General features: G+C 68.6%; 20 protein-coding genes. 7 read left to right on the top strand and 13 right to left on the bottom strand.

From position 1 onward, the window contains the following. From AC07CM_RS38215 to AC07CM_RS38155, 13 genes are all read right to left on the bottom strand, one after another. The coding region (locus AC07CM_RS38215) for an exonuclease domain-containing protein (RefSeq protein ID WP_478881122.1) at nucleotides 1–924 on the bottom strand (924 nt) is incomplete at its 3' end. Nucleotides 925–1,040: 116 nt separating this feature from the next. Next, the gene (locus tag AC07CM_RS38210) at nucleotides 1,041–1,760 is read right to left on the bottom strand and encodes a hypothetical protein (RefSeq protein ID WP_478881121.1); all 720 of its coding nucleotides are present in this window, start codon (nucleotides 1,758–1,760) and stop codon (nucleotides 1,041–1,043) included. A gap of 133 nt (nucleotides 1,761–1,893) precedes the next feature. After that, nucleotides 1,894–2,190, bottom strand: coding sequence for a hypothetical protein (locus AC07CM_RS38205; RefSeq protein WP_478881120.1), 297 nt, complete (start codon nucleotides 2,188–2,190; stop codon nucleotides 1,894–1,896). Between the two features lie 47 nt (nucleotides 2,191–2,237). Beyond that, a complete protein-coding gene (locus AC07CM_RS38200) occupies nucleotides 2,238–2,750 on the bottom strand; it encodes a hypothetical protein (RefSeq protein WP_478881119.1) in 513 nt (170 codons plus the stop codon). A 33-nt stretch (nucleotides 2,751–2,783) separates the two neighbouring features. After that, on the bottom strand, nucleotides 2,784–2,921 hold the full coding sequence (locus tag AC07CM_RS38195) for a hypothetical protein (protein WP_478881118.1): 138 nt from the start codon (nucleotides 2,919–2,921) through the stop codon (nucleotides 2,784–2,786). Between the two features lie 219 nt (nucleotides 2,922–3,140). After that, nucleotides 3,141–3,425 (bottom strand): hypothetical protein, encoded by a 285-nt coding sequence (locus tag AC07CM_RS38190; RefSeq protein ID WP_478881117.1) that lies wholly within the window; start codon nucleotides 3,423–3,425, stop codon nucleotides 3,141–3,143. Between the two features lie 111 nt (nucleotides 3,426–3,536). Then, entirely contained in the window at nucleotides 3,537–3,905 is a 369-nt protein-coding gene (locus AC07CM_RS38185) for a hypothetical protein (protein WP_478881116.1), read from the bottom strand. Between the two features lie 166 nt (nucleotides 3,906–4,071). Beyond that, on the bottom strand, nucleotides 4,072–4,341 hold the full coding sequence (locus tag AC07CM_RS38180; protein WP_478881115.1) for a hypothetical protein: 270 nt from the start codon (nucleotides 4,339–4,341) through the stop codon (nucleotides 4,072–4,074). Nucleotides 4,342–4,667: 326 nt separating this feature from the next. Further along, nucleotides 4,668–5,123, bottom strand: coding sequence for a hypothetical protein (locus tag AC07CM_RS38175; RefSeq protein ID WP_478881114.1), 456 nt, complete (start codon nucleotides 5,121–5,123; stop codon nucleotides 4,668–4,670). A 77-nt stretch (nucleotides 5,124–5,200) separates the two neighbouring features. Then, complete coding sequence (locus AC07CM_RS38170; protein ID WP_478881113.1) at nucleotides 5,201–6,397, bottom strand: hypothetical protein; 1,197 nt, start codon at nucleotides 6,395–6,397, stop codon at nucleotides 5,201–5,203. A gap of 231 nt (nucleotides 6,398–6,628) precedes the next feature. Continuing rightward, nucleotides 6,629–6,892 carry a hypothetical protein gene (locus AC07CM_RS38165; protein ID WP_478881112.1) on the bottom strand — a complete coding sequence of 88 codons (264 nt, stop codon included), beginning with the start codon at nucleotides 6,890–6,892 and terminating at the stop codon, nucleotides 6,629–6,631. 230 nt (nucleotides 6,893–7,122) lie between these two features. Then, complete coding sequence (locus AC07CM_RS38160; protein ID WP_478881111.1) at nucleotides 7,123–7,908, bottom strand: GntR family transcriptional regulator; 786 nt, start codon at nucleotides 7,906–7,908, stop codon at nucleotides 7,123–7,125. Next, entirely contained in the window at nucleotides 7,909–8,511 is a 603-nt protein-coding gene (locus AC07CM_RS38155; protein WP_478881110.1) for a GntR family transcriptional regulator, read from the bottom strand. A 55-nt stretch (nucleotides 8,512–8,566) separates the two neighbouring features. On the opposite strand from AC07CM_RS38155, the gene AC07CM_RS38150 reads away from it, so the two are divergent. The 7 genes from AC07CM_RS38150 to AC07CM_RS38120 all read left to right on the top strand — a co-directional run bounded on the left by AC07CM_RS38150 (nucleotide 8,567) and on the right by AC07CM_RS38120 (nucleotide 10,734). Then, complete coding sequence (locus tag AC07CM_RS38150) at nucleotides 8,567–8,836, top strand: helix-turn-helix domain-containing protein (RefSeq protein ID WP_478881109.1); 270 nt, start codon at nucleotides 8,567–8,569, stop codon at nucleotides 8,834–8,836. 78 nt (nucleotides 8,837–8,914) lie between these two features. Next, nucleotides 8,915–9,217, top strand: coding sequence for a hypothetical protein (locus AC07CM_RS38145; protein WP_478881108.1), 303 nt, complete (start codon nucleotides 8,915–8,917; stop codon nucleotides 9,215–9,217). Further along, entirely contained in the window at nucleotides 9,217–9,453 is a 237-nt protein-coding gene (locus AC07CM_RS38140) for a hypothetical protein (protein ID WP_478881107.1), read from the top strand. The genes AC07CM_RS38145 and AC07CM_RS38140 overlap by 1 nt, the downstream gene beginning before the upstream one ends. Then, nucleotides 9,453–9,851 carry a hypothetical protein gene (locus AC07CM_RS38135; RefSeq protein WP_478881106.1) on the top strand — a complete coding sequence of 133 codons (399 nt, stop codon included), beginning with the start codon at nucleotides 9,453–9,455 and terminating at the stop codon, nucleotides 9,849–9,851. The genes AC07CM_RS38140 and AC07CM_RS38135 overlap by 1 nt, the downstream gene beginning before the upstream one ends. Then, entirely contained in the window at nucleotides 9,851–10,276 is a 426-nt protein-coding gene (locus AC07CM_RS38130) for a hypothetical protein (RefSeq protein ID WP_478881105.1), read from the top strand. Before AC07CM_RS38135 ends, AC07CM_RS38130 begins: the two co-directional genes overlap by 1 nt. Continuing rightward, on the top strand, nucleotides 10,273–10,398 hold the full coding sequence (locus AC07CM_RS38125; protein ID WP_478881104.1) for a hypothetical protein: 126 nt from the start codon (nucleotides 10,273–10,275) through the stop codon (nucleotides 10,396–10,398). Before AC07CM_RS38130 ends, AC07CM_RS38125 begins: the two co-directional genes overlap by 4 nt. Before the next feature lie 33 nt (nucleotides 10,399–10,431). Further along, on the top strand, nucleotides 10,432–10,734 hold the full coding sequence (locus AC07CM_RS38120) for a hypothetical protein (RefSeq protein ID WP_478881103.1): 303 nt from the start codon (nucleotides 10,432–10,434) through the stop codon (nucleotides 10,732–10,734). Nucleotides 10,735–10,849: the final 115 nt, after the last annotated feature.

The following is a 10,849-nucleotide window of genomic DNA, read 5'->3' as shown; positions in this document are numbered from 1 at the left end:
CGCCTCGGCCACGTCGGTGTCGGTGATGCCGTGGATGTCGGTCGCCACAGGGGGAATGGGCTCCCCCGGGTCGAGGAGCGTATCCACCAGGACGTCGCCCGCAATGCTGTACACGCCGAGGTCGACGATGCGCGCCTCATCGTGCAGTCCCGTCGTCTCCGTGTCCAGGACGACCGTGTCCGGGTCGGCTAGGACCGTGCGCGCCCACTCCTCAAGTCCGGCGACCTGGTCACGGCGGGCTTGCTCCGCGCGCTCCCGGGCTTCCTGCTCCGCCCGCTGCCGCTCGGCGCGCTCGAGCGCGTCCCGCTCGGCGCACGGCGGGCACCAGCGCGGCGACCACCAGCCCTGCGAGGCCTTCCCGGCGGCGATCTCCTCATCGGTCGCCGTGACCACGTGGCAGTCCCGTCCGGGGCACGTACGCCGCCACACAGCGGTCCGCTCGGCCTCGAACTGCTGCTGAAGCCGCCACAGCACCCAGCACGGCGTACACCGATCCTGCGCCCCGGGAAGCCCGGCCGACTTGGGGAGCGCGGCCACCGAGACCCGGCGGCACTTCCAGCAGGTACGGGCCTGCAGCGCCATGTGCTCCTCGCGGTCCTTCACGTCGCACGGGCCGCACTGCCTGCCCACGACGTGGTCGCGGACCTTTTCGCACCTCGGGCACGTCCGACGCGCGGTCATCGCCGCCTGCTGCTTCGCCGACAGCGGCCGCATCTTCGCCGCGCCGGCCGGGTCGTACAACGGGAACTCGCCCCACCCGTGGCCGGTCCGGTACACCCGCAGCAGCGCGACCGGCTTCTGCCCGTCGGCCGGCTTCAGCCGCTGCTTCTTCAGGTCCGTCATGGTGCGCAAGTGCCTCAACCCCTCGGGCACCTCCTTGCGCTCATACACCGGCAGGTCCTCGGTGGACGTCGACGCGGTCACAAACACCTCCGGAGCGAGTTGAAAAGGCTTAGGGACAGTTCATCGCATACCACTGACAACGGGGCAGACATGCGCTGGCCCGGCCGCACCCACGGCGGCCGGGCCAGCGACTGCAGCTACCCGGCGAGAGGCTTCTCGTTGCCGACGTGCCGGGCCCTGGGCACGCCCGTGAACCGGGCGGACCGTCCAGCCGGCGCCTGACGCATCGCCTTCTCCGCTGCCGCTCGAGCCTCCTCGCCCTCCGTGACCATGTCGACGTCCGTCCAGTAGAAGTCGAGCATGGTCCGCAGGCTCGTCGGCTCCTGCTGCGGACCGCACGGCACGGCCAGCTGGTCCAGCATCTGCCACAGCTCGTAGTCCTCCTGCCCGGCCATCGTCCCGGACTTGGCGTGGAGGGCCTGGTGCCGCTGCACCGCCACTGCCAGCTTCCGCAGGGCCTCCCGCGCCTCCTGCCCGTTCTGACGGCCGGCGGCCCGGTTGTGGGCCCTCTGGGCCTTCCCGATCTCCGAAATGGCGGCCTGCACCATCTGATGGAAGCCCGCCGCGCCACGCCGCCACTTCTCGTACTCGGGCCGGGTCTCGAACCATTCCTTCTTGCCGGCCTGGCCGCGGGCGTAGCACTCCCGCTGGAACTGATCACGTTCGGTCTTACGTCGGCGTAGCGCGGCCGCGGTCCGCTGGTGGACGTTGGTGAGTAATGCCCGGGTCCTGTCGACGTGTTCGGGACTGGTGAGCAGTTCCCACACCTGGGGGTCGCGGTGACGGGGGTGAACCTGGGAGAGGGTAAAGCTCTCGTACTCCTCGTCGTCCAGGCTGAAAAGGTCGGGTGCGTCCACTACTGGCCTCCAAGCCGGTGTTGGGCGTTCTCGGGTTCTATCGTGCGGTATGCCACTGACAGTTGGGTGCGGTATGCACGAAGCCCGGCCGCCGTGGTGGATGCGGCCGGGCCCGTACGCGGGGTGGATCGGATCATTCGCCCAGGACGCGCAGCTGCTCATCGGTGGCGCCCATGCGGCGGAGCATGCTCTCCGCGCGCAGGGCCCGCAGGTGCATGGCGTTGTAGACGATCCACGACACGGGGCCGCCGTAGCCGGGCTGGTCGGGGTTGGTGAGCGTGTCGGCGGCGGACATGGCCACGGCCTTCTCCGCGGCCTCGTCGGCCAGCTGGTCGGCGATGTCAGGGGAGATGAGGTCGCCGACGGTCTGCTTGAGCTTCCAGCGTGCGGCGGTACGTGCGGCGTCGTACGCGGCGGGCGTGATGTCCACGGTGGTCCTCCTGCTGTGGTGAACGGGTATCGAGTTCGGCAGGCCCTTTACCGGCCGGTGCTCTCGAGGAGGCGGTCGATCGGCTTGGCGAAAGCCCGCATCGTGCCCAGCTGCTCCCGGATGATCGTGTCGACGGCGTCGTTCGCCGCGCCCTCCCAGTGGTCCAGGACCTCCCCGCGGCGGATGACCTCGCACAGCTCCTGCAGGCGTTCGGTGTCCTCGCAGATGGCCTCGGCGAGTTCTCGGATGACCTGGCCGGCGATGTCCCGTGCGGCCTGCGCGGCCGGCGGGAGGGCCTCCACGACGTCGGGGAGCACGGTGCCGTCCTCGTCGACCAGGAGCAGGCCGTGGAAGCCGAACCGGGCCAGCAGGTAGCTGCCGTCGGGACGGCCCTCCACCAGCTCGGCCATGGCATCGGGGCGGGAGCGGTGGATACGGCGCTGGATGTCGCAGGCGTCGCCGTCCTGGCACGCGTCCGGGTGGGTCCAGTCGTATTCCCGGTCACCGTTGTCGAGGGTGGTGGCGGTGATGGTGTGCGGGACGGTGACGGCGTTGAACATGGGTGCTCCTTCAGCAGGTTGGTGCAGTTGGGTCTAGTGAAGCTGCCGGATGGCTGCGAGCATCCCCACGGTGTTCGCGACGGCGGTGAAGGCCGGCGGGTTGAGGACGGCGAGGATGGCGAGCAGGGGCAGCAAGAGGTAGAAAGCGGTCAGATCGTGGCCGGGCGGCATCTGTCGGGGCTCCGTTCGGGTCGGGGATGATGGGCCGGCCCGGCCAGTCTGGGTGTGAGGGGGCACCGATCATTCTTCGCAGGATTGGGCGGTGCCCCCGACGCATGTCACTGTACCCACTCTATGCATGAGTTGGCAATGCATTCACGGGTTCATTGGGCATGCGAAAACCCGGACACCGTCCCCGACGGTGCCCGGGCGTGTCTACCTACGTAGGGCTCAGGTGAGGTCGTCGGGGTCGATGCCCTGAGCGCGGGCCAGAGCGAACAGGACCCGCTGCATCGAGTCCATCTGCTGCTGCATGCCGTCGAGCCGCTGCGCGATCGTCCGGTCACCAGGCATGCCGATGGCGTTCGCGAGGGAATCGATATTCCCGAAGGCCGTCGTCTGCTGCTCACCGATCCGCTGCAACTGCTCGCTGTGCTCGGCCAGCGTCCGCCCGGTCCGGAACGCTTCCGCCTCGAGGGCAGTCAGCCGCTGGTCGTACGTCGTCTCTCCCGCCATGCCGTCCATCCTGTCAGACCCGGAGAGGTCCTCGAGGCGGGAGCGCCTCAGAACGCCGCAGCGCCCCGCACACGGGCCGTACGGGGCGCTGCGCTGGTGCTGGGACGGATGTCAGCCGGTCGGCTCCGGCTGGTCACGAAGGCGCTGCACGGCCGGGGAGATGCGGCCGGAGCCGATCGCCGCACGCTGGTTGATAGTGGCCTGCCGGATCCCTTGCCGGGCCCTGGTAAACGACACGCCTGTGATGCGGATGACGTACCCGGTGCGCTTGTAAGGACTGTCTGGCGCGGTGCAGTGCGCGGCCCGGTCAGTCTCATCGCCAGGCTTGCCGCCGGCCAGGCCGTGCTCGTGCCAGCGGCAGCACCAGCGACACCAGACCCGGAGCAGCATGGCCGGCGGTCCGGCTACGCCCGCGGTACGGCGTTCGATGAAGCCCGGCAGGACCGGGGCACTGTTGGGCTGCGGAATGTTTTGGCTCATCAACTCTCCATGCGGTGCGTCGGCTGTGGAGTGTCCTGGGCGGCAGCATGACGTGGAATGGCATTCGCACCAAACGGGCAGGTGACACGGCGAGGCCCGGCCGTCGAAGGGGTACGGCCGGGCCTTGTGCGCGTGGCCAGGGTTCAGCTGCGCGGCACGCGGAGCGTCAGCCGGTCCGGCGCACGCAACCGGAGATCAGCTCGATGAGGCCGTGCGTGCAGATCATGGCGAACCCCGTCGTGGTCGGCGCTCCCTGGGGCACGTAACCGAGGCCGAGGGAGGCCGTCATCACCCCGGAGATGGCCCGCAGGATGTCGAGCGGGCGGGGCGGCCGCCACGCGACCGGGACGGGGCGCCACGGCGAGACCCTGGCGTCCTGGCTGCTGGTGACGGTGGCCGCGTCGGTTCGCGTGTTCTGAGCGGTCGTGTGGTCCATGTCGGGTCCTCCCCCGGGTCGATCGCCACCGGCGTTCCCGGGGCGTGAAACCACCATGGGCAAGGGGGAGTTGGGCAGGCAAACCGCTATTCGTGCAGGTCAGAGGGGGTGGGGATGGGTGGAGACACGCTCCCATGCGACGCATGGGAGCGTACCTCCACTCAACCCCAGGTGCGGGCGCCCGGTGTTGAGTGCGTAGGGAGAAGCCGGTGGATGCTGTAGACGCCGTAGACAGACCATCCGCCCTCGAGGGGCGAGCCGCCCTCGGCTGAAACGGGCGGCGGCGCCCCAGGGCCAAGTGACCCAGGGGCGCCGCGCAGAGACGGTCAGTCAATTTCCTCGCGATGACGGGCGACTTCTTCCACACTCCACCCAACGAACTGGGCAACGTCCTCATCGGGCGTCGAAGCCATCCCCAGCCAGTCCTGCAACGCGTCAGCGAGGCTGGCCGGGATCCCGACGGGTTCCACGCTGACCGGGTCGGCATCAAGGTTGTCGATGTGCAGCCACTTGCCATCCGGGTCGAGACACTGCCCTGCTTCGCCGTATGCGTGAGGACCACCAGTTCCACTGGCGAGGGTTTCTCTGGTGCGCCAGTCGATGATCTCCCACTCATCCTGACCGGTCTGCCCGCCATCCACGATGCGACGGCCGGCCGCCTCCAGGGCGCGGACACGATCCTGGCGGGCTTCCTCGTCGGCGAGGCGCTGACGCAGTAGGGCCTGGACGTAGTCGCGGACTGCCGTGTCGGTACCAGCTTGCAGGTTGCGGGTGTCGGTCACGATTCCCCGTTCTCGAGTTGCTCGGCAGCCCGCCGAGCGAGGATGGAATACACGTACGCCATTGGACATGGTCCCCCTCATCGGTGTCGTCGCTGCCCGGAAGTCAGAGCCCGGGCGGCAAGGTATTCGTCGCTGGGCGGCGCCCACTCGCCCCCGAGGCCGGCTGCGGGTTGAGCGGGCACCTTAGTGGGTTTCCTGGACGGATGTGACCTGGGAGCGGCAGCGGGCTCCGGGGCGGCCTCCTGGGCGCGCTCTGCCCGATTGTTGACGGCTCGCTGCTCGCAGGAGATGCACGGCTGGCCGGTGTCGACGTTCGTTCGCTCGTCGCAGCGCTTGTCCCCGCATTCGGCGTTCCTCTCCAGCAGGGCGATGAGCACGCCCACCGGCTTCCTGATCGGCCCGGCCGCGTCCCTCGAGGCGTAGTGCTTGTGCCACTTCGGCAGCATCCGGAACTCGACCACCTGTTGCGGCGTGCGCCCCTCTGGCTTGCCGACGGCCAGGGCCTCGAGGACCGCCGCCTGCAAGTTGCCCGGTGCCCTGGTGGGGACCAAGTCGGCAAGAGACGTCGGCAGCGCCTGGAAGAACGCGTCGACCTGCTGCCGCTGTTCTCGGGTCAGTGATGGGGGCTTGCTCTTGCCGGACGCGGCGGAGCCGCCACCACGCGAACCCCTACTACCGGTAGAAGGCCTACGGCCGTCAACCCCGTCATTTCTCGAGGAAGGCTCTTGAACTACGGCTCTTGATTGGGCGACACCCATGTCCCCACCCGTGGCGACACCGGTGTCCCCAGAGGTAGCGACACCCATGTCCCCACCCCCCAGAAACCCCTTCACGTCGAACCCGGAGATCAGGTGGCCGTATCGAGCTACCAGCTGCGGCGGAACCTCCGGGCCTGGCTCTACGCCGTGGATCAGCCAGCCGTCATGCAGCTCGTACCGGTTGGCGTCGTTCTCCTTGCTGCCGGGCAGCTTCCGATGGCGAGTCGTCACCAGGCCGATCTTCTCGAGTGCCGCTGTAGCCCGGTCGACCGTCTTCGTGCTGCACCCCAGGGCCGCGGCCAGCGCCGTTCGGTACGGATAGCCCTTATCGGTGTTACGCCCCTGTACGTCGGCGAAGGTGACGAGCACCGTATACAACTCTTTCGGCTTGCCTACGAGGTCAGGGGAGCCGTCGCGGATCACGCACGCGGCGAACATGCCGAAGCGCAGCCCACCAGGCGCGTTACGGGTGACGCTCGGGCGATTCCGGTTCGACGGCCGACGTTCCTGGGTCACCGCGCTACCTCCGCCGAGCGGAGGAACAGGCCGGGGGTACTTGTCGACATACCCGGTGTACCCGCTAGAGTCCTCACAGGAGAACCAGTCCAATCCATTCCATGGATCTTCTGAGCCAGCGGACGCCAATCCGCTGGTGTGCACTACGGCCGGTCTGAGGTGCTGCGACCTCTAGCCGGCCGTTCTGCTTCCCGGGCCGTGGCTGCGATCACGGCGGTCGGGACGCGACCGTTACTGCTGGCCCGAGGCCTTGTTGGGACGGCGGCCTGGCTCCTTGTCAGGACCGCGCCCCACGATCGGGTAGTTCCGGAAAAACTCCAGGAACGGCTTGGTCTCCATGACGTCGGCGTTCGCCAGATCCCAGTACGGGTGCGGGCGGTCCGGGCCGAACGGCCACTCGGGGTGCTTGGAGATCCGGCGTACACCCTCGCGGGTCATGCTCTTCGCCAGGCCGAGGCGGACCAGGAGATCGGCGCCGGTGGCGAAGGTGACCACGGGAGGGACGGCATTGAGGGTTCTGGGATCGGGTGGCTGCTTCAACTGTTCCCCCGGTCAGTGGTAGAGACCAGGGGCAGCGCGAGAGCATCGCCAACAAGTAGAGTCACCTGTGACTGCCTTCCTTGCATGGGTTGGTGGGTCATGGCCGACACGTCTTCGCAGGACAGCGGCCAAAAAGGGAGGTCGGCCGGGGTGGTGCCCGGTCGGCCTCCCGCCTCTACGGCGGGCTACACACTCGGCTCCTCCTCTCGCACCTGCAGCCTGTAGCGCATCCGATACCGGTGCGCGGCCTTCGTCATCAGCGTCGCCTCGATGGGGCGCCGATCGTCGGAGTAAACGACCCGGAAGGCCACCAGAACCGGCATGCCTTTCGGGAGCTCCAGCGCGACGGCTTCCTCCTCGGTCGGGATCTCCGAGGACACGTCGTCGATGAACTCCCTCGGGGGGAAGCCCATCGTGTTCAGCAGGGCCGGCGTTCCGCCCCGGATCCGGCGCTTCTCCATCATCGGCGTGCCCTCGCACAACCCCAGCGGGTAGTACGAGCGGGTCAGCTCCGTGGGCTCGCCGTCCAAGGTCAGGACGAGCTTGCGCAGCAGCGCCTGCTCGCCCTCCTCCAGCTCCAACGCCGCGGCAACCTCAGCCGGAGGGGCCACCACCGCAACGTCGACAAGGCGCGCCCCGCCGACCTGCTCGTGCTTCGCCGCCTCCGTCATCCACTTGTACGACTCGCCAGGCGCGGAGGGCACCATGTACGTCATCGGCTCGATGGCCTGCTGGCTGTGCTGGCGCACGAACACGCCCTTGCCGGGCCTTCCCTCAGCGATCCCCTCGTCCTTGAGGAGCTGGAGCGCCTTCTGGATCGTCGTGTTCGACACCCGGTTGTACTGCTGCATCAGCTGCGCCACAGTGGGCAGCTGCGTACCCGGCGCCAGATCGCCACGGGTGATCTTCCGCCGTATCTCAGCGGCGATCTTCTGGTACGGGTCTCTGGCGTCGACATACTCGCGAGCCATTCAGGAAGCCTCCTTCCGGAGTCGGTAGGTGAGGTGCCGCTCAGGCGGCATCGTCATGATCGATACCTCGAACGGTGCGCCCTGCGCGGTCATGCTGACCCGCAGAAGCTTCAGCACCGCACTGCCCGGCGCCAGGGCAAGCAGCTCGGCCTCCGCGCTGGTCGCGACGGCCGCGCTCACCTGCTCGACATGCTCCTCACCCACGAAGCCGAGGTCCGCGAGGAGCCTCACCGCGCCACCCGGGATCTTCCGGGGATCAGCGAGACGAGTGCCAGCAGCAAGATCGGCCGGATAGAACGAGTCCGTCAACTCGACAGGCTCCTCATCCAGCAGGATCAGCCGGCGCCTGACCACAACCTCCGTCCCCTCAGCGAGACCGAGTGCTTCCTTGACCTCGCTGGAGGGGGAGACCGTAGCGACCTCGAGGGTCTTCTGCCCGCCCTTGTGGCCGCGGCTGGCCGCCTCGTCTGTCCACGCGTTCGAAGATTCCCCGGAGTGTGGGCGGAGATAGGGCGCCGACTCGCTGACCCATGAGTGGTCTGACATGGCCATCCTTTCCGCTAGGGATCTCACGCTGACCTTACTGCCGTACGCGAGAACCATTATGCATGGCATACCTGCTTGTGCGGTATGCAGGTAGCCAGGTACGGTGTGAGACATGGAAACCACGGAAACCGCAACTGCGGTGGAAGCGGGCCAAAGCGGGCTGCTCAGCACCCCGGTTGCCCGCTACCTGAAGGTCAAGGAGATCGCCACCTACTTCGACGTGGCCCTCTCGACGATCTACCAGGCCATCGAGACCGGAGAACTGCCGGCCATCGCCATCGGCCGCGGCTCCAAGAAGACCATCCGGGTGCACGAGGACGACTTCCGAGCCTTCGAGGCCCGGTGCCGCGTCCAGCCGGCCGCCGCGCTCGCCGCGGCATAGCAGAAAGGGCCCCGTGCGCGAACACGGAGCCCTCGATGCAGACCCAGCCCTACCTGCTCAACCAGGAGGCCGATCCGCATGGACAGGATCGCACAAGCACCGCCCATCACCACCCCCGACTCCACCCAGGCTGACGAGGCGCTCCGCCGTGTCACCGCTCAGCAGATCGGCCCGCGTCGTCCGGGCACGGTGTACGACAACGCGTCCGGCATCTTCCGGGTGCTCGAGGTCGTCACCGTCCCGTCCGAGGCCCGCCGGATCCTGCGCCGTAACGCGGCCCGGTTCGCGGTCCTTGTGGAGGACCTGCACACCGCCGGCCGTCACTACACCGGCGCCGTTTGGACCGGATCCGACCGCGTCCTGAAGGCGGTGGCGGTCTGATGCGCATCGTCCTCGCTATCGCCCAGGCGCTCCTCGCCACCGCGATGCTCGCCGCGATCACCGAGAAGACCGACACGGCCCGTGCCTGGGCTCTGGCTCTTCTCCTGGCATCCGCGAACGGCCTGTACTTCGCCGCTTCTGGCGACCAGGCGTCGGCCGGCACCTACATGTTCCTCTCCCTGGTGGCCCTCAATGGTCTCGCGGCCGCCAAGCGCCAGTCCGAGGGGAGCCTGTGATGCAGAACCCGACGCCCGACGACGAGCGCCCCACCAACGACCCCCAGCCCCTCCTCCTCGACCTCCTCAACGCGTTCCTCGGCCTGTCCGACGACACCGAGAACGCCGGCCGCCTCATGCTCCTCGGCCCCACCGGCCAGTTCGTCGCCGACGCCTCCCTCTCCACCCGAGACTTGCAGATCGCCATCAAGGCCCTCGAGGCGGCGAAGGCCATCACCGATGCCACCCGCGGCATGCAGCTGCCGGGTGACGCGGAGCTGGACCCGAAGGCGGAAGCCGACTTCGAGGAGTACTGCATCGGTCTGGACACCGAGTTCCTGATGGACATGGCCGCGCAGGACCCGAACAGTGCGGTCGCCGCGTTCGACGAGATCACCCGTGTGGATGGCGACCTCTGATGACCGGCCAGCACGTGCACACCGAAGGCAACGCCGGCCCGGAGTTGGCGGACACCGAACTCGGTGGCCTCCTCGCAGACCTCACCAACGGATCCAACATCCACCCCGGCATCCACCTCATCGCCGCCGGAATCCGCACCATCGCCGAAGACCAGACCCTCAACCTGCCCGCCACCCAGCTGCTCCTCGCCGAACTTGCCGGTAGCCCGTCCGCGCTCGACGTGGTCGGAGCGATCGGCCAGCTGGTGGCCCGACTCACCGACCCCGACACCAACCCCGCCCTCCGCGCCCTCCCGTACGACGCGCAGAAGGAAGCCTCCCGCCAGGGCTGGCTCACCTCCCACAACCTGGCCGACCCCGACCTCCGCGACGCCACCGCCGCCGCCAACGCGGCCCTCGACTCCAGGAAGGACTCCCGCCCGTGAACCGCCTGCTGGCCCGGTTACGGGCCCTGATCGCCTACTCCGGCCAGTGCTCCATCTGCCAGCAGTGGTTCCCCGACTGGAACGGCGGCGTCTGCAGCGCCTGCCAGAACACCGCCCGATAGCCACCCCGACACCAGCCACTGAAAGGACTCCCCATGGCACTGCTCGCCCGTCTCCGTAAGCCCCGCACCACCCCCCAGCCGAAGACCATCGACCCCGCCGCCGTCGCCGAGGGGCTCCGCGTCTTCGCCGACGACCTCACCGCCGGCGACACCTTCGCCCTCGACTGCATCAGCGACCGCGGCGAAATGCCGTTCACCGCCGACGAGTGGGCCGAATACCCGGCCAGCTACGTCCGCCGCATCCGCATCGCCTACCTCGGCAAGCCCGGCCCGGGTGACGTCCCCGACGAAGTCTTCGACCGGATGGACGACGCGATCAACCGCCCCGCCGCCTGACCACCCACCGCGGGGTGCGGCCACCGAAGCCGACACGGCGGCCGCACCCCACCCCCTCTGGCCTCGCCGGAGACCGTCCCGCCCACCCCCCAGGGCGGGACGGTCCCCAGCAAGA

Source organism: Streptomyces sp. NPDC044061 (assembly GCF_056434305.1).
Note: the sequence above shows the minus strand (reverse complement) of the source record. Positions and strands in the feature narration are given on the sequence as shown.